General features: G+C 69.8%; 13 protein-coding genes. 4 read left to right on the forward strand and 9 right to left on the reverse strand.

The annotated features are described in order from the left end of the window. Positions 1 to 27: 27 nt before the first annotated feature. Positions 28 to 1,398 (forward strand): serine/threonine-protein kinase, encoded by a 1,371-nt coding sequence (locus ABD848_RS16135; protein WP_344972712.1) that lies wholly within the window; start codon positions 28 to 30, stop codon positions 1,396 to 1,398. Between the two features lie 145 nt (positions 1,399 to 1,543). Here ABD848_RS16135 and ABD848_RS16140 read toward each other — a convergent pair whose 3' ends face one another. After that, complete coding sequence (locus ABD848_RS16140; RefSeq protein WP_344972714.1) at positions 1,544 to 2,776, reverse strand: hypothetical protein; 1,233 nt, start codon at positions 2,774 to 2,776, stop codon at positions 1,544 to 1,546. Between the two features lie 801 nt (positions 2,777 to 3,577). Further along, a complete protein-coding gene (locus ABD848_RS16145) occupies positions 3,578 to 3,958 on the reverse strand; it encodes a MerR family transcriptional regulator (RefSeq protein WP_344972716.1) in 381 nt (126 codons plus the stop codon). 115 nt (positions 3,959 to 4,073) lie between these two features. Between ABD848_RS16145 and ahcY (ABD848_RS16150) the strand changes: the two genes are divergently transcribed. Then, complete coding sequence (gene ahcY, locus ABD848_RS16150) at positions 4,074 to 5,510, forward strand: adenosylhomocysteinase (protein ID WP_344972718.1); 1,437 nt, start codon at positions 4,074 to 4,076, stop codon at positions 5,508 to 5,510. A 177-nt stretch (positions 5,511 to 5,687) separates the two neighbouring features. After that, the gene (ahcY, locus tag ABD848_RS16155; protein WP_344972720.1) at positions 5,688 to 6,950 is read left to right on the forward strand and encodes an adenosylhomocysteinase; all 1,263 of its coding nucleotides are present in this window, start codon (positions 5,688 to 5,690) and stop codon (positions 6,948 to 6,950) included. Between the two features lie 1,039 nt (positions 6,951 to 7,989). On the opposite strand, the gene ABD848_RS16160 is transcribed toward ahcY (ABD848_RS16155), so the two are convergent. Beyond that, positions 7,990 to 9,297, reverse strand: a complete 1,308-nt coding sequence (locus tag ABD848_RS16160) for an RDD family protein (protein WP_344972722.1) — start codon at positions 9,295 to 9,297, stop codon at positions 7,990 to 7,992. Positions 9,298 to 9,437: 140 nt separating this feature from the next. Between ABD848_RS16160 and ABD848_RS16165 the strand changes: the two genes are divergently transcribed. Beyond that, entirely contained in the window at positions 9,438 to 10,433 is a 996-nt protein-coding gene (locus tag ABD848_RS16165; protein WP_344972725.1) for a stage II sporulation protein M, read from the forward strand. 6 nt (positions 10,434 to 10,439) lie between these two features. Here the strand turns inward: ABD848_RS16165 and ABD848_RS25030 are convergent, their stop codons facing one another. From ABD848_RS25030 to ABD848_RS16190, 6 genes are all read right to left on the reverse strand, one after another. Next, positions 10,440 to 10,655 carry a type II toxin-antitoxin system Phd/YefM family antitoxin gene (locus tag ABD848_RS25030; protein WP_425567564.1) on the reverse strand — a complete coding sequence of 72 codons (216 nt, stop codon included), beginning with the start codon at positions 10,653 to 10,655 and terminating at the stop codon, positions 10,440 to 10,442. Positions 10,656 to 10,698: 43 nt separating this feature from the next. Beyond that, positions 10,699 to 12,000 (reverse strand): DUF58 domain-containing protein, encoded by a 1,302-nt coding sequence (locus ABD848_RS16170; RefSeq protein ID WP_344972727.1) that lies wholly within the window; start codon positions 11,998 to 12,000, stop codon positions 10,699 to 10,701. Between the two features lie 12 nt (positions 12,001 to 12,012). Continuing rightward, positions 12,013 to 12,996: an AAA family ATPase gene (locus tag ABD848_RS16175; protein WP_344972729.1), complete on the reverse strand. Its 984-nt coding sequence runs from the start codon at positions 12,994 to 12,996 to the stop codon at positions 12,013 to 12,015. 75 nt (positions 12,997 to 13,071) lie between these two features. Further along, positions 13,072 to 14,343 carry a DUF4350 domain-containing protein gene (locus ABD848_RS16180; protein WP_344972731.1) on the reverse strand — a complete coding sequence of 424 codons (1,272 nt, stop codon included), beginning with the start codon at positions 14,341 to 14,343 and terminating at the stop codon, positions 13,072 to 13,074. Continuing rightward, complete coding sequence (locus ABD848_RS16185; RefSeq protein ID WP_344972733.1) at positions 14,340 to 14,948, reverse strand: DUF4129 domain-containing protein; 609 nt, start codon at positions 14,946 to 14,948, stop codon at positions 14,340 to 14,342. Before ABD848_RS16185 ends, ABD848_RS16180 begins: the two co-directional genes overlap by 4 nt. Then, positions 14,945 to 15,967 (reverse strand): glycerophosphoryl diester phosphodiesterase membrane domain-containing protein, encoded by a 1,023-nt coding sequence (locus ABD848_RS16190; RefSeq protein ID WP_344972735.1) that lies wholly within the window; start codon positions 15,965 to 15,967, stop codon positions 14,945 to 14,947. The genes ABD848_RS16185 and ABD848_RS16190 overlap by 4 nt, the downstream gene beginning before the upstream one ends. Between the last annotated feature and the right edge of the window lie 475 nt (positions 15,968 to 16,442).

Consider the following 16,442-nt stretch of genomic DNA (forward strand, 5'->3'; position numbering starts at 1 on the left):
TCCGCGCGACCGCTCTGGAGGATACCGATGCCCGATCCCGAGTCGCTGTCCCCGAGCGATCCCACCTCGTTCGGTGGTTACAGCGTCGTGGGGCGGCTGGGGCGCGGTGGTCAAGGGATCGTCTATCTCGCGCGCAACGACGATGGCGACGAGTTCGCGGTCAAAGTGCTCAACGAGCAGTGGTCGCAGGACGAAGCGCTGCGCAGGCGCTTCGAGAAGGAGGTGCGGGCCGCACAGAAGGTCGCCTCCTTTTGCACCGCCGCGATCCACGAGGCCAACCTCGAATCCGAGCCGCCCTATGTGGTCAGCGAGTACGTGCCGGGCCCCTCGCTCCAGGACGCCGTGGTCAGGGAGGGGCCGCGCCGGGGCGCCTCGTTGCAGCGCCTCGCCGTCTCCACCGCCACCGCCCTGGTCGCCATCCACCAGGCCGGCATCGTGCACCGGGACTTCAAGCCGGGCAACGTGCTCCTCGGTCCCGACGGTCCGCGCGTGATCGACTTCGGGGTGGCGCGGGTGGTCGATGGCACCGCCACCATGACCAACTCGATCGTGGGCACGCCCTCCTACATGGCGCCCGAGCAGATCGAGGGGCGCGACCTCACCGACCGGGCCGACATCTTCGCCTGGGGCTGTGTCATGGCGTTCGCCTCCACCGGTAACACGCCCTTCGGGGCCGACAGCGTGCCGGCGGTCGTCCACCGGGTGGTCAGCGCCCCACCGTCGCTCGACGGTATCGCCGAGCAGTTGCGTCCGATCGTCGAGGAGTGCCTCAACAAGGACCCGGCACAGCGCCCCACCGCGCAGCAGTTGCTGATGCGGCTGTTGGGCCATGAGCACGTTGAGGCCGCCTCCCCCGACGAGGTGGTGGCCGCAGGGGAGCGGGTCGTCGAGCACGGTTCACCCAGCGGACCGCAGTACCCGCACAGCGCTCCCCCACCCCCGCATCAGGGCGGGCCGCAGACCCCGCAGCCCCAGAGTGGCCCCCAGGCCCCCCAGCAGGGCGGGCCGCAGACCCCGCAGCCCCAGCAGCCCTACCGTCCCACGCCCAGCGGTCCGCAGACGCCGTTTCCGGGCAGCCAGTCACCGTCGCCGGGCGCCCCGCCACGGTCTCCGCAAACCGGTGCCTACCCTCCGTCGCCGCATGCGCAGCAGCCCCCGCCCACCGGGGGACATCCGGGGATGGGCGGTGCGCAGCCACCTATGGGCACCCCCACCAACACCTCCTACAGTCAGGCGCCCCCCAACCGGCACCCGCATGCCAACGTGCCCCCTAAGCAGTACCCCCAACAGCAGCAACCCGTGGAAGACCCGGTGCTGTCGCAGGGCTGGATCGTTCCCGCTGTGCTCATCGGGATCATCATCTTGCTGCTTTTGCTGGTTCTGGCCTCGTTCACCTAGCTCTGGCGGCCTCGGCCCGTCGGGGCCCGGGGCTGCCGGCGCTGGGGCGCCGCCGTGCCTGGTGGCGGGCGGTCCCTAACCCAGTGGCCGGCAGTCCCCCGGCTTCCCGAATCCGCCGTCAGCCGCGGCGCTTTTCCGGTACGCCTTAGGCCATGAGCTGTTCCACGGTCCGCGAGACCGTGTCGTCCACGAACGCCACCACGTCGCCCTGCCGTTCGTCGGCACTGTCGGCGGGGATGATGGTCACGCAGTCGGTGCTGGCCAGGTCGAGCATGTCGTGCCCCCCGCCCGCTTCACCGTGCCGGGCGTCGGCGGTGACCGCGAGCACCCCGGTCGCCGGTGTCCCGACGTCTTGAACGGCCACCACCAGGCTCACAGTCGTACCGGCCACGGTCGCCGTCAGCTCCACCCAGCGGCACTCCGGGCCGGGCAGGAACAGGGCGCGTTCGGCCGCGGCCTCAAGGCGTGCGCGAAGCGCCGGGGGCTCCGGACCCGCGCCTTCGCCCACGGCCGTGCGCGCGTTCGCGTCGATCTCTCGTAGGACCGGCGTCAGCGAGGCGGCGCAGCCGCGCATGTGTTCCAGGAGTCGGCGGTGGATCGTCGTGCCGAGCGCGCCGGTGGCGGCGGAGCGGCCGGGACCGGTGGGGGTCCAACTCAGCTCGCCGCGCATGGCGGCGGTCTGTAGGCCGATGAACAACTCCACCACGACGCCGAGGTGTTCTTCGGCGTCTGGCCGGTGGGGCGCGCCCGCCAACCGCCGGTCCATGACCAGCGGCGGGTAGTTCGCCCGCATGAGGGAGAACGATGCGACCGCCCACGGCAACAGCCAGTGCCAGGGCGGCGCCTGCTCCGGGGGCGCTTGCGCCGTGGCCATCAGTGCCCGTTCGCACGCCACGTACAGGTGCGCGGCCCGGATGATCGGATGGGTGTCCACGGTGGCGGCTGCGGCGATCTCGTCGCTGAAACCTTCGGTTATGGAGGTCGGCTCCCCGCCGGCAGGGAGCCGGCGCGCCAGATATTCAAGATAATCGGGTGTGAGCGCCTGTCCAGCGCGGCAGTCCTCTGCCATAGCCAACAGCGCCTCCTCGGTGCGCCGGAACCGCTCGCGCGTGGCCGCGTCGATCTCGGCGCTCTCCCAGCCACCTGCCACGAGGTGCCGGACGGTCGCCTCCGGTAGGGGGTCCGCTCCGCTCAGCGCGTGCAGTTCCAGCATGTGGCGGCGGAAGAACCGCCGCTGCACCTCGCCCTCCTGCTGCCCCGGCCGGCGGGTGGGATGGCTGGCCCACACCTCGCGTAGCCGGTCCACAGCGGTGAGCCGGCGGCGCACGTCGTCCGAGAAGCGGATCGGTGCGAGTTCAAAGCCACGTCGCAGAGTCACGTAAGTCACCGTAACCAGGGGGATGCCCAGGAAAACCGATACAGCCGGTTTTCGGTGACAGGCGGCGGCCGGCAACCGTCCGGAGGGGGTCTATGGGGCTATCAAGCCGGAGGTTGGGGTGCGGCTGGGGTGCCGTTCGCTCGTGGTCATGTGTTTCTTACGCGTCGCCCTGCGCGGGTGGGTTGTGGCTGGAGGGTTTGCCGTTCGCTCGTGCCTCGATCGCTTCGCGATCTCGGCAGCCTGAAGGGGGCGCCGTGGCTGAGGCGACCGGAAACGATGCGGGCGGCCACGGAGGTGAAGGAACGTCGCTCTGTCCCGGGGGTTTTCGTTAGTTCAGGGTCTTTGTGGTGTGGCTCTGTTGGATGGCAGTCGCACTCCGGAGCTTTCTGCTAGCCCAGGATGTTGCTGTAGCGCGGGGATATAGCGATGGGCGGCGATCTCTTCGGGGATGGCGCCGGGCGCGGCACCCACCCCGGGTACAGCCCACCTCAGGCTGTCGAGATCGCGAAGCGATCGAGGTATGAGTGGTGGGAAGCACCACATGCTCTCCCGGGTACAGCTCACTTCAGGCTGTCGAGGTCGTGAAGCGATCGAGGCACGAGCGGTGGGAAACACCACATGCCCTCCTCCGCACCCAGGCCCCGCGTACGCGGATGCCCGGCCACCGCGTGAGGCATAGACACCACCACCGAGGCTGCCAGGCCCCCGCGCGGGTGCCCAGTCGAGGAGGAAACCGGGTCCCCACCCCTGGGGAGGGGGAGGCAGCTCTCGTTGCACTCTGGTGCGGTTCGCGGCGTTTTCTCACCGTCCCTGCTGGCGCAGCAGCCGCAGCGCCTTTTGTTTTTCAAAGTCCATGGCGCGTGCGGGGCGCGGGGCCAACCGTCCTAGACGCTCACCGTAGGCGCGCACGCTGGCCATGGTGGCCGGCTCGGACAGGACGCGCAGTGCGAAGGACAGCGCCGTTGGGGTGATGTCGTAGCTGCGCTCCAGCTCTAGGCCGGCGGCGACGGTGGAGAGGTCGGCCTCGGAGAAGCGGCGGTGCCGGTGGCCGCGTCCCGTGGGCTGCTCCTTGGTGACCGGGAGCAGGCCAAGGCTTTCGCGGTAGCGCAGCATCCGGGCCGTGGTGCCCAGTTGTTCGGCCGCGGCTGAGATGGGAATCGAGCGAGCGGAATTGTGTTCCATACCACCGGATTAGACATAATCTAACAAAGCGCTGTCAATTTTGCCGGTTTGGCGCTGCCGAATCGGGCTCTCGGCCCTAGACTCGGGGTGCACCGACAGCGAGGAGATATGACGTATGGCTTTCGACTACAAGGTCGCCGACCTCTCTCTGGCAGAGTTCGGACGCACGGAGATCCGGCTTGCAGAGCATGAGATGCCGGGTCTGATGGCTACCCGTGAGGAGTACGGCCCCTCCCAGCCGCTCCGGGGCGCCAAGATCATGGGTTCCCTCCACATGACCGTGCAGACCGCAGTCCTCATCGAGACCCTCGTCGCCCTGGGCGCCGAGATCCGTTGGGTCAGTTGCAACATCTTCTCCACGCAGGACCACGCCGCCGCGGCGGTTGTCGTCGGCCCTGACGGCACCCCTGACAACCCCAAGGGTGTGCCGGTCTTCGCCTGGAAGGGCGAGACGCTGGAGGAGTACTGGTGGTGCACCGAGCAGGCGCTCACCTGGCCCGACGGTGAGGGTCCCAACATGATCCTCGACGACGGCGGCGACGCCACGATGCTCGTCCACAAGGGCGCCGAGTACGAGAAGGCCGGCGCCGTGCCCGACCCTTCGACGGCCGACAACGAAGAGTTCCGGGTCGTGTTGCAGCGGCTCAAGGACAGCTTCGCCCAGGACTCCCAGAAGTGGACGCGTATCGCCTCCCGCATCAAGGGCGTCACCGAGGAGACCACCACCGGCGTGCACCGTCTCTACGAGATGGCGCGCGACGGCAAGCTGCTCTTCCCCGCCATCAACGTCAACGACTCCGTCACCAAGAGCAAGTTCGACAACAAGTACGGCTGCCGCCACTCCCTGGTGGACGGCATCAACCGTGCCACCGACGTGCTCATCGGCGGTAAGGTCGCCGTTATCGCCGGCTTCGGCGACGTCGGCAAGGGCTCCGCCGAGTCCCTGCGCGGCCAGGGCGCCCGGGTTCTCGTCACCGAGATCGACCCCATCTGCGCCCTGCAAGCCGCCATGGAGGGCTACGAGGTCGTTCGCCTTGAGGACGTCGTCGAGACCGCCGACATCTTCATCACGACCACCGGCAACTTCAACATCATCACCGCCGAGCACATGAGCCGGATGAAGCACCAGGCCATCGTCGGCAACATCGGCCACTTCGACAACGAGATCGAGATGGTCGGCCTGGAGAACATGCCCGGGGTGGAGAAGAAGGAGGTCAAGCCGCAGGTCCACGAGTGGCGCTTCCCCGACGGGCACTCGATCATCGTGCTTTCCGAGGGTCGCCTGCTCAACCTGGGCAACGCCACGGGCCACCCCAGCTTCGTGATGTCCAACAGCTTCACCAACCAGACGATCGCCCAGATCGAGCTGTTCACCAAGACCGAGGAGTACTCCCTCGACGTCCACGTGCTGCCCAAGATCCTCGACGAGAAGGTCGCCCGGCTGCACCTCGACGCCCTCGGCGTGAAGCTCACCGAGCTCACCAAGGAGCAAGCCGCCTACATCGGCGTTGACGTGGCCGGCCCCTACAAGCCGGACCACTACCGCTACTAACGGCCGCGGGCCTGGCGTAGCCGGCCCCCCGCCGTTCATCGCGTGTCGGCCGGTGCCAGCGGTTGCGCTGGCACCGGCCGGCGTGTCCCAGCGAGGGCGGGGGCATCGGGTCTCCCGGCCCTCGCCGCCTTCGCGTTCGGCTTTTCACAATCACCACGAGAGGGGCGTGGTCGGCTGATGACACTGTCGCAGTACGACGTCGCCGACCTTGGCCTAGCCCCGGCCGGAGTCCGCCGGGTCGAATGGGCCGAGCGCGCCATGCCGGCGCTGTCGAGCATCAACGAGCGCTTCGCCCGCTCCCGCCCCCTCGACGGGCTGCGCATCAGTGCCTGCATGCACGTCACGGCTGAGACCGCGAACCTGCTGCGGGTACTGCGCTCCGGCGGGGCCGAGGTCATGCTCGCCGCCTCCAACCCCCTGTCGACCCAGGACGACACCGCCGCCGCACTCGTCGCCGAATACGGCATGCGTGTCTACGCCCGCTCCGGCATCGACGCCGCCACCTACGACCGCAACCTCGCCACCGTGTTGTCGCAGCGCCCTCACCTGCTGCTCGACGACGGCTGCGACCTCGTCAACACCGCCTACCACACCGGCGCCGAGCTGCTCGAACACACCATGGGCGGCTGCGAGCAGACCACAACCGGGGTGATCAGGCTGCGCCAGATGAGCGCCGAAGGCGTGCTCCAATTGCCGATGGTCGCCGTCAACGACACCGCCACCAAGCGGATGTTCGACAACCGATACGGCACCGGGCAGTCCACGATCGACGGCATCATGCGCGCGACCAATGCCTTGCTCTCGGGCCGCACGCTGGTCGTGGCCGGATTCGGCTACTGTGGCCGCGGGTTGGCCGAACGCGCCCGGGGGATGGGCGCGCGCGTCGTCGTCACCGAAGTCGATCCGGTCAAGGCGCTCGACGCCGTCATGCAGGGTTACACGGTGCTGCCCATGGCCGAGGCCGCGCGCGTCGGTGACGTATTCGTCACCGTCACGGGCAACCGTGACGTGATCCGCGCCGAACACCTGGCCGACCTCAAGGACGGCGCGGTCTTGGCCAACGCCGGCCATTTCGACGTCGAGATCGACCTGGCGGCCCTGGATGACCTGGCGGTGGAGATCCGGCCCGACGTGCGACCGCAGGCCGACGAGTACGTTCTAGCCGATGGTCGCCGCATCGTCTTGGTCTCCGAAGGGCGACTGGTCAATCTGGGCGCGGCCGAGGGGCACCCGGCAGCGGTCATGGACATGTCGTTCGCCGTGCAGGCGTTGACCGTCGAGTGGCTGGCCCAGCAGCACGAACAGCTCTCACCCGGAGTGCTCGACGTCCCCACCGAGATCGACACCGAGGTGGCCAGTCTGGAGCTGGCGGCGCTACAGGTCCACATCGACGAGTTGACCGCCGAGCAGCGGGACTACCTCAGTTCCTGGGACGCCTAGTACCGCAGTGACAGACCACGAGCCGACCTCGGCCGTCCCTTAAGCCAGGAGGGCGCCCTCGCCCGGCCTTCAGGTGGGCTCGCAGGGGCGCCGCCTGTGCTTTCCGTCGAGTAAGGCCGGGGCCTGGGGGAGCGGGAGCCGGGACGGTGCCGCCTAGCGCGACCTGCAACCGGGGTGACGTGAGGGCTCTTCGTCCGCTCGTGCCTCGATCGCTGCGCGATCTCGGCAGCCTAAAAGGGTGACGGCTCCGAAGTCTGGCAGCTTCAAAGGGTCTTTCCGATGGTGTGGGGCAAAGCCCAGTGTCCTCAACGAGTGGCCCCCTCCAAAAAAACCGGCGACGTCAAGAGCCCCACAAAGGGGCTGCCCAATGGGCGCGGTCTCGAAGAGGGCAGCCGGAAAGGGACGGTCTCAGGGCGAGTGGCGGTGTCCCTGTGCGGTAGCGCCTCGACTGCTTGGGCGGTCAGGAGGGCGACAACGGTGGGTGAGGTTGTGGTGTTTTTGTGTGGTGGCGTTCCGGTCTGGTTGTCGCCTGTATGGCTTTGTTTCTCGATCGCGTGTGGCTATTGATGCTGTGTTGGGTGAGGTTGTGGTGTTTTTGTGTGGTGGTGCTCCGGTCTGGTTGTCGCCTGTATGGCTTTGTTTCTCGATCGCGTGTGGCTATTGATGCTGTGTTGGGTGAGGTTGTGGTGTTTTTGTGTGGTGGCGTTCCGGTCTGGTTGTCGCCTGTATGGCTTTGTTTCTCGATCGCGTGTCGCTACTGATGCTGTGTTGGGTGAGGTTGTGGTGTTTTTGTGTGGTGGTGCTCCGGTCTGGTTGTCGCCTGTATGGCTTTGTCTCTCGACCACGCGCCGCCACTGAAGCTGCCGAGATCGCGAAGCGATCGAGGCACGAGCGATGGTGTAGCGGTCAGCCGAGATCAACCACGGTGCCGGGCGCCACAGCAACGTCCGGGAAGTCCGAGGCACAACCACGCTAACGGTCCGCCGTCGTTGTTGTGCAGAGCACGGCCCCCACACAGAGTCTCCCGAATGCGTCCCGGTCAGCTCCCGAACGGGCGGCCGGGCCAGTACGGTGCGTCCTGGCCGGGCTCCTGCGCCTCTGGTGCGGCCTGCTCCGGCGCCTCGGCACCTGTCGGCCCCTGCCATCCGGGCGCGGCCTGCCCGTACCAGCCGTGCGGGGGCTGCCCGTGGGGCGGCGGTGGCGCCGGCGCGTTCCCATACGGCGCGCTCTGCCCGTAGGGGTCTGGAACGGCCTGCCCGTGGCCGTACGGGGCGGCGGGGTGAGGTCCGGGCCACGGCGGCCCCGGCGGTGGGGGCCCCGGCGCGTGCCACTGCGGCGCGCCGTAGCCGGGCCAAGCCGGCGTGCCCTGCGTGCGCGGGTCCGGGGGCGGCTGCGCGGGCCAGCCTCGGGGGGGCTGCGCGGAAAAGTCGGCGTGGCCGTGGCCCGGCCAGCCCGGATGCTGTTCTCCCGGCCAGGGCGGGGCGCCCTGGGCCGGGGGCGGCTGCGTGGGCCAGGCGGGCGGACCCTGGCCGGGCGCACCCGGCGCGGCCTGGTCGGGCGCTGCCTGCCCCTGGTTTCCCAGTCGAGCCTCCTCGCGGCGGCGCCGTTCGGCCAGGACCGCCGAAAGGAACTCCAACGCCGAGACGTTGGGCGGCGGGGGAGGAGCCACCATGCCCGCCACGGTGTTGGCCACCTGATTGCCCATCTCGTAGCGGGCCTGCTCGGTGAGTTCGTTGAACCGCGTCACGTACTGGCGGGCCATGGCCGCCGCTTCGGGTGTCAACCGGGACAGCTCCGCTGAACTGGCCCACCCGCTCAGGTGCGGCGGCATCATGATCGGCACCTCGGGGGAACGGTTCGTGCGCTCCTGCATGACCAGGGTGCCGGCCAGGAAGTCCCCGACCCGGCGGCCATTGGGGTTGATCATCGAGACGATGAGCGCGATCGTCCCCGAAGCCAGCCAGATCTCCACAAAGGCGCTCAGCCCGCGGGCCAGCGCCTGGCGGAACCGCTCCGGTGAGCCGTCGGTTCCCACCACGCGCAGCCCAAAAGCCAGCTTGCCCAGGGAACGTCCTCGCGACAACGTCTCGAAGGTTACGGGGTAGCCCACGAGGATCAGCACCGTCAGTGTTATCTGCACCGCCGCCGTCGCCGCTTCGTCCAGCTCGGAGCCGATGGTCCCGATCGCGATCAGCGCCCCGACCATCAGCAGGATCTGGATCAGTACGTCGAGCAAAAACGCGGCCATGCGGCTGGCGAAGCCTGCCGGCTGCAACTCCATGACCACGGCGTCGCCGGTGACCAGCCCCGATTCGCCGTAACCGCCACTAGCGCCCGCCAAACTCACCACCGCCTCTTTCCCCGTGACTCGTGAAGTTGTCCTCTTCCCAGTCTGGCAGCGCGCGTGCCCCGCGCGCGCCTCGGACCGCGTCGCGCCCGCCCGGCGCCGCCCCGTGCCACACCGGCTCCGCCAGTAGAGTCGGGCACGTGGATATCGACGTCTTCGCCACTGCGCACCGTTTGGAATGGCAACGCCTGGATGCGCTGATCCGCAGGCGCCGCCGACTCACCGGACCGGAGGTGGACGAGCTGGTCGAGCTGTACCAGCGCGCCGCCACCCACCTGTCGACCGTGCGCTCCTCGGGGCAAGATCCCGCTCTCACCGCGCGGCTGTCGGGGCTCGTGGCGCGCGGTCGTTCCGCGGTTACCGGCGCCCACGCCTCCGCTTGGGGCGATGTCAGCGGGTTCTTCGTGCGCACTTTCCCGGCGGTGCTCTACCGGATGCGCTGGTGGTGGATCGGGTCGGCGCTGCTGTCGCTGGCGCTGGGCGCGGGGATCGCGGTGTGGATCATGGCCGACCCGCAGGTGCAGGCCGCGATCGGTCCGCCTGAGGAGATCCGCGCCTACGTCGAGCACGATTTCGCCAACTACTACGTGGAGCACCCGGGCGCCTCGTTCGCCGCCCAGGTGTGGACCAACAACGCCTGGGTGTCGGCTCTGGCGTTGGTGCTCGGGGTGTTCGGCTGCCTGCCCACCGTCTACGTGCTGGCTCAAAACGCCGCTAACCTCGGCGTCGCTGGGGGGCTGATGTTTGCCCACGGCAAGGGCGACATCTTCCTGGGGTTGATCATCCCGCACGGGCTGCTGGAGTTGACCGCCGTGTTCGTTGCGGCCGGGGTCGGCATCAAGCTGGGGTGGACGCTGATCGCGCCGGGGCCGCGTCCGCGCCTGCAAGCACTGGCCGAGGAGGCACGCGCGGCTATGGCTGTCGTTTTGGGGCTGGTGGTGGTGTTGTTCGTCTCGGGACTCATCGAGGGGTTCGTCACCGGCTGGGTCCACATCACGTGGCTGCGCATCGCCATCGGCGTGGCTGCCGAGGCCCTGTTCCTGGCCTACGTTTTCGTGCTGGGCCGCAAGGCGGTCCACGAGGGGGAGACGGGCGACATCGCCCACCGCCCCGAGACCGCCCCCGTGGCCGGTTGAGGTCGCCTAACACCCTGGGAAACAGTGGGAGAGCTGTGCCGTCGTGCCCGTGCCCTCCGCGTGGAACGGCACAACCTTGCCCACTGGCGTCCCGTTGCGGGTGATGACGAAGTTCTCCCCTTTTTCCACGTCGTTCAGGGTCTGAGCATTGTTGTTGCGTAGCTCGCGCTGGCTGATTCGTCTGAGATTCGCGTTGTCGGGCTCGTCGTTTGTGACTCTCAGCGTAGGTCGAGGTGCGACGTTGTGCTACGCACAAGGAGAGGTGCTACAGCCGTCCCGCCGCCTTCAGCGAGATGTAGGCGTCGGCCAGCGCGAGGGCGATGGCCTCCGGCCCGGCGTCGACGACCTCCACGCCGCGGCGGCGTAGCTCGGCGGTGACGCGGCGGCGCTCGCTGCGGGTCCGCTCGGCCGCCGCCGCTTCGTAGACCGCGGGGGCGCTGCCGCGCCGCTGGGCCATCTCGCTCACCCGCGGGTCGCTCACCGCGGCCACGAGCACCAAATGCCGCGAGGTCAACGTGGACAGCCGAGGCAGCAGCCCCTCCTCCATAGCCGCGGCGTTGAGGTCGGTGAGCAGCACCACGAGCTGGCGGGTGCGGCTGTGCCGGCCCATGATCTCCGAGATCAGCCCCGCCGGCTCGGATTCCACCAGTGCGGCCTCCAGCGGCGCCATCGCCTGCACCATCGCCGATACGGCGCTCCCGCGCCCGCTGCTGCGCACGCGGGCGCGCACCTGGCGGTCGAAGGCCAGCATGTCCACCCGGTCGCCGGCCCGGGCGGCCAGAGTGGCCAGCAGCAGGGCCGCGTCCATCGAGTGGTCCAGCCGCGGCGTGTCGCCCACCCGGCCGGCCGAAGTGCGGCTGGTGTCGAGCACGACGAGGATGCGCCGGTCGCGCTCGGGCCGCCAGGTGCGCACCACGACGGACTCGCGCCGGGCCGTGGCGCGCCAGTCGATGGAGCGCACGTCGTCACCGGGCACGTACTCGCGCAGCGAGTCGAATTCGCTGCCCTGCCCCCGCACCATGGCGAGGTTGCGGCCCTCCAGTTGGCGCAGCCGCGAAATCTTGCCGGGCAGGTGCCGCCGGCTGTGGAAGGGCGGCAGCGCCCGCACCGTCCACGGCACCGTGTGCGTGCACTGCCGTGCCGCCAAGCCCAGCGGGCCGACGCTGCGCACGGTGACCCTGGCCGCGCGCTGGTCGCCGCGCCGTACCGGCGTCAACGTGGTCTGGAGCCGCCGTGTCCCGCCGCGGGGGATCGTGACCGTGCTTGATGCGGGGTGCGCCTCGGCGCTGGGGGGCCATGCGTCGCGGATACGGGCGCGTAGGTGGCGCCGGCTGCCGTTGCGCACCAGCAGTCCCACGGTCGCGCTCTCCCCGAGCCGCACCGACGTGTCTCCCTCGCGCTCGAAGCGCACCTGGCGCGCGCTGGCGGCCAGCAGCAGGTCCAGGGCCAGGAGAGCGGCCAGCAGCCCGGTCATCCCCCATAGCACCCACGGGCCCGCGCCGCCGGCGATGAGGACCGCGGCCACGCCCGCGAAGGCCAGCAGTACCGCCCGGCCGGTGATCGCCATGAGTACCCCGCCCTACCGGGGAACCTGGACGGCGGCGAGGACGCCGTCGAGCAGCCCGTCGGCGGTGGCGCCCTCCAGTTCGGCCTCCGGGCGCAGGGCGACCCGGTGCCGTAGCGTCACCCGCGCCAGTGCCTTCACGTCGTCGGGGGTCACGTAGTCGCGCCCGGACAGCCACGCCCACGCCCGGCTGGTGCGCAGCAGTGCGGTCGTCCCGCGCGGGGAGGCGCCCAGTTGCAGCGACGGCGAGGCGCGGGTGGCCCGACAGATGTCGACGATGTAGGCCAACACTTCGGGAGCCACGCGAACCCCGGTCACGGCCTCCCGCGCGGCGCGCAGCTCGGCCGCCCCGGCGACGGGCCGGACCCCGGCCGCCTCCAGGTCGCTGGGGTCGAAACCGGCGGCGTGCCGGTTGAGCATGTCGATCTCCTCGCCGCGCTGGGGCAGCGATACGACCAGCTTGAGCAGGAACCGGTCGAGTTGGGCCTCCGGCAGCGGGTAGGTCCCCTCGTACTCGACCGGGTTCTGGGTAGCCGCCACCACGAAGGGGTCGGCCAGCGGGCGCGGCTCCCCTTCGATCGTCACCTGCCGCTCCTCCATGGCCTCCAGCAGCGCGGCCTGGGTCTTGGGCGGGGTCCGGTTGATCTCGTCGGCTAGGAACAGGTTGGTGAACACCGGCCCCTCGTGGAATTCGAACTTGGCGGTCCGGCTGTCGTAGACCAGCGAACCGGTCACGTCCCCGGGCATCAGGTCGGGGGTGAACTGGGTCCGTTTGTGGTCGAGTGAGAGCGCGGCGGCCACGGTGCGGATCAGCAGCGTCTTGGCGACGCCGGGCACGCCTTCCAGTAGCACGTGGCCGCGGCACAGCAGCGCCACGACGAGCCCGGTCACGGTCTCCTCCTGGCCGACGACGGCCTTGGCGACCTCGTTGCGCAGGGCCACGAGCGCCGCCCGCGCCTCCTCGGCCGGTGGCTGCCCGGGGGTGGTCTGGACGGTCACGGCTGCTGTACCTCTTTCACGTCTGTGGCGTTCCTACATTGTCGTCGCGGCCGTCGCCGGCTCGGGGTCACCGGGTCACCGTAGGGTGTCGGTGACCCGGTCGAGTTCGTCGGCCAGGCGCACCAGGCCATGATCGTCGGCGCTGTAGGGGTCGTGGCCCTCGGAGTCGCCCGCCCCGTAGAGCAGTTCGCCCAACCGCCGCGGGTCTTCTCCCGTGCGTGCGGCCACTGCCTCGACGACGGTCTCGGGTGAAGCGTCAGGACCCAATTCCACCAAGGGTCGAATCCGTTCGAGACACCCCGAGCGCAAGGCGAGCGCCGCCCGGTCCCGTGCCCGCCGCGCCGTGTACAACCGCGCTCTGCCCTCGGTGGTCTCAGCGGCGCGCACCACCACCGGTAGCCGTTCGGCCACCAGCGGCCCCAGGCGCCGTCCCCGCCATAGCGCTAGCAGGGCCAGCGCCAGCACCAGCGCGATCAACGAGAGGGGGACCGAGTCCGGCAGCAGTGACCACAGCGACTGCTCCTCTCCCGGTGTTGGGACATCGGGCAGCAGCCACACGACGTGGCGCTCCTCGGCGGTGCCGCTGTCGCTGCCGGTCCCCGCTGCGGGCGCGAGCGCGAGGTTGAGCAGCAGCGCCGCGTTGCCGCGCTCGGCCAGGGCGAAGTTGCGCAGCGGGTCACCGGTGCCGAGCACGGTCACCGTTCGATCCTGGGTGTCGGTGCGCACCAGAGCGCTCCCGCTCTCCTCCGGAGCGGGGTAGCACGCGGCACCGTCGTCGACCGTGTAGAGCTCGGCGGGCACCGACGGGCCGTTGACCAGGGTGCCGCCTACCGCGATGTCGCCCGCCGCGGTGGCCGCCGCCAATGCGCACTCCGGGGTGAGAACCTCGGCGTCGCTGCGGCCCGTGACCGTCACGCCCGGCGCTAGCCGTTCCAGTGCCTGGGTGGTGGGCCGGATCAACAGTCGGTGGCCCGGCGCCTCGGCCAGTCGGGTGAGCTCCTCGGCCGTGAGCCGGTGGGAGTGCGCCACGAGGAGGAGCGCGTCGGGGGTGTCGCTCACGGCGTCGATGGCGCTGCCCGAATCGCGGGCGATGGTGACTTCGGCCCCGCGCTCGCCCAGGATCTGGGCCAACGCCCGGGAACCGGTGGGGTTGGGGGCATCGGGGTCGAGGTCGCCTGCGGGCAACGGTCGAGAACCCAGCGATACCACGATGGCGATCAGGATGAGTCCGGCGGCGAACGCCAGCGGGCCGCGCCAACGCCGCCATAGTTGTCCCGGGGTGACTGAGCTGATCTGCGTCGACTCCGAGGGCGACTCGGGCGCGGGGGCGGTCGGCGCGGCGCTCATGGCGTGGGTCCCATGTTCACCTCGGCCCGCTGCACCTGCTCGTCCACGTCGCGCAGCAGATGGTAGCCCGCTGCCGTGGCCGCGCGCTCGCCGTAGCAGACCTCGTTGAACACCCCGGCCGCCGCGTTGAGCGCGTCACGGTGTTCGGGCAGTGCGTGACCGGCGGCCATGGCCAACTCGGTGGCGGTGCGTCCAGGGCGGGGGGTGACCACGGCCCGGTCCTCCAGTTCGCGGCTGATGGCGCGCAGCCGCTCCCGGATGGCTTCGCCGTAGGTGCCGTTGCGCGCGTGCTCTTCGGCGCGGTCGCGGTGGTCGCGTGCCGTCAGGGGCGCGTCGGTGTCGACGAGCGCCCCCCGGCGCCGTGCCCGCCGCGTGGGCCGGTTGTAGACGATCAGAGCGATCACCAGCAGTGCCGCGGTCACCAGCAGCGGGGCCAGCGTCCACCACCCGCCGGGCAGCGCCCGGCTGGCCCCGTTCAGCACCTCCGCCAGCCACTCCATGATCCGGGTGTAGATGATTTCGATCAGGCTTGGCTCGGCGTTGCCGTACTCGGGCTCGGCTAGTTCGTCTCGGGCCAGTCGGGAGCCCTCGTCCCGTCCGATCAACCGGCGCCTCCGCCGGGAGCGGCCATGCCGCCGGGCGCGGGGTCGGGCAGGTAGATGTCGGCGTCGACGTGCCGGCCGGATTGGGTGGCGGTTTGCAGTTTCAGGTCCAACCCTTCGCGGCGCATGCGCAGATCCACGTAAAGCAGCGCTGTCACACCGGCGACGAACGGTCCGGTGACCGCTCCGGCGAGCACCGAGCCCACGAAGATCGAGGCGCTCTCAAGGACCACCAGCCATGCCGAATCCGACATCCCCAGCGCGGCGAGGCTCGGCACGATCGAGAACGGGATCGACAAGATGTTGGCGACGATGGTCACAAGGATCTGGGCCAGGAGCAGGATGCCGAACACGCGCCAGAAGCTGTTCGCCGTCAACCGCCAGGAGCGTCCCAGCGCTTGGAAGGGGCCGAGACGTTCCAGGACCACGATCGGCATCGCCAAGGCGAGCTTGACGTAGATCCACGCGCCCAGCACCACCATCACCGCCAGGCCCGCCAAGGTCAGCAGCACGCCGAGAACCGCACCGGCGCCCTCGAGCAGGAAGCCGAGCGTGGCCACGACGAAGAAGAGCGCCACCAGGGCCAGTATCCATGCCACAGAAAGCAGGAACATCACCCCGCCCAGTCCCAGGATCGCGCCGATCCTGGGGCGCACGGCTTGTACCGCCTCGCCCAGCGAGAGGTGTCGGCCCACGACGGCCAGTCCGCACACCATCGCCAGCAGGCCGCTCAGGACTAGCCTCGCGACGAGCTCGATCAACGCGCCACCGAAGAGGCTGATCAGGCCGAATGTGGAGAAGGGGACGGGGCCGAGTTCGGAAGGCTGGCTCGTCGGAGCGGTCGCCTGATCGATCCAGTCGGCGTAACTTTGCGACACTGAGGAGAAGCCCAGGGTCGGCAGGATGGCGGCGATGGCCATGATGATCACCGCCAGCCCCAGGGTGGCCTTGGGGTTGGCGCGGATATAGCTGAACGCGCCGTTGAAGATGTCGCCCAAGGTGAGGGGGCGCAGCGCGATCACACCGGGACGGGGGGCCGGCGGGCGTGGCGGCCCGCCTCCCGGGGGATAGGAGCCGTACGGGGGGGAGCCGCCGGGTGGGGGAGGGCCGGCGGGCGGTTGCCAGCCACCCGCGCCGGCAGCGTTGTGGGGGTCAGGTGAGCCATAGGGGGGGTGGCCGCTGTCGGGAGGCGACTCGCCGTCGGCCGGGGGAGGGCCACCGGGGGCGGACCACCCCGGAGACGGGGCCTCGGGGTCACGGGGATCACGGGAACCCCACGCGCTCCGGCCGTCGTCCTGGGTCATCCCGAGCCTCCTGTCTCGCTCATCCGCACGGCGCCAGGGGCTTGCCGGAGCAAAGGTGTGAGGCCGTGCATGGGTCGTATCCGTTCAGCTTCAACCTACCGGCGTCGGATCTCGTCCCAAGACTCGTTACACCACTTATCAGCGACCCAATACCGTTCATTCTTTTTGTATGCTTTCGTTATCTGGACGACCG

Source organism: Salinactinospora qingdaonensis, assembly GCF_039539445.1.
GTDB classification, from domain to species: domain Bacteria; phylum Actinomycetota; class Actinomycetes; order Streptosporangiales; family Streptosporangiaceae; genus Salinactinospora; species Salinactinospora qingdaonensis.

Coding starts and splice junctions, on each gene's coding strand:
- ABD848_RS16135 (WP_344972712.1), top strand. CDS start 28: ATGCCCGATCCCGAGTCGCTGTCCCCGAGCGATCCCACCTCGTTCGGT.
- ABD848_RS16180 (WP_344972731.1), bottom strand. CDS start 14,343: ATGAGCGCCGCGCCGACCGCCCCCGCGCCCGAGTCGCCCTCGGAGTCG.
- ABD848_RS16145 (WP_344972716.1), bottom strand. CDS start 3,958: ATGGAACACAATTCCGCTCGCTCGATTCCCATCTCAGCCGCGGCCGAA.
- ahcY (WP_344972718.1), top strand. CDS start 4,074: ATGGCTTTCGACTACAAGGTCGCCGACCTCTCTCTGGCAGAGTTCGGA.
- ahcY (WP_344972720.1), top strand. CDS start 5,688: ATGACACTGTCGCAGTACGACGTCGCCGACCTTGGCCTAGCCCCGGCC.
- ABD848_RS16170 (WP_344972727.1), bottom strand. CDS start 12,000: ATGGCGATCACCGGCCGGGCGGTACTGCTGGCCTTCGCGGGCGTGGCC.